General features: G+C 69.1%; 1 pseudogene. It reads right to left on the bottom strand.

Annotated elements, in window-relative coordinates:
* Window positions 1-404: pseudogene (locus GVL50_RS28620) on the bottom strand (23S rRNA (cytidine(2498)-2'-O)-methyltransferase RlmM); the annotation flags it as partial.

Genomic DNA, 404 nt, shown 5'->3' with positions numbered 1-404 from the left:
CATGGGTGCCATCGACGAACACCACATGCAGGCGCGGCAGGCGGTTGTTCGGCTTATCAGTGAGCTTGCCGGCCTTGCGCAGCGCCGGGCGCAGTGCATTGCCGAAGGCACGGGCCAGACCGGACAGTGGCTTGCCGGCGTCCGAATCGGGGTGTTCCACCCACAGGTCGCCGAAGCGCGGCGCATCGGCCAGCACTTCCAGCATCGGGGTGATCCGGTCCGCCGGGTCCAGCTGCGGCAGTTCGGCCAGCACCACCAGCTTCTGCCGCGCGAAGATCAGCTCGCGCCAGCGCAGGCGCGGCGCCAGCGCGGCGGCTTCGTCGCACATGAAAAGCACGTAGCCGTCATTGCGCTGGGTGCGCGCATAGCCGGCGAAACCGGCTTCACCGGCGCGGAACTGCAGC

It is taken from the genome of Pseudomonas sp. 18058, from assembly GCF_902706155.1.
Taxonomy (GTDB): Bacteria; Pseudomonadota; Gammaproteobacteria; order Pseudomonadales; family Pseudomonadaceae; genus Aquipseudomonas; species Aquipseudomonas rustica.
The sequence above is the reverse complement of the archived record's forward strand: the minus strand, read 5'-3'. Positions and strand labels throughout refer to the sequence as shown.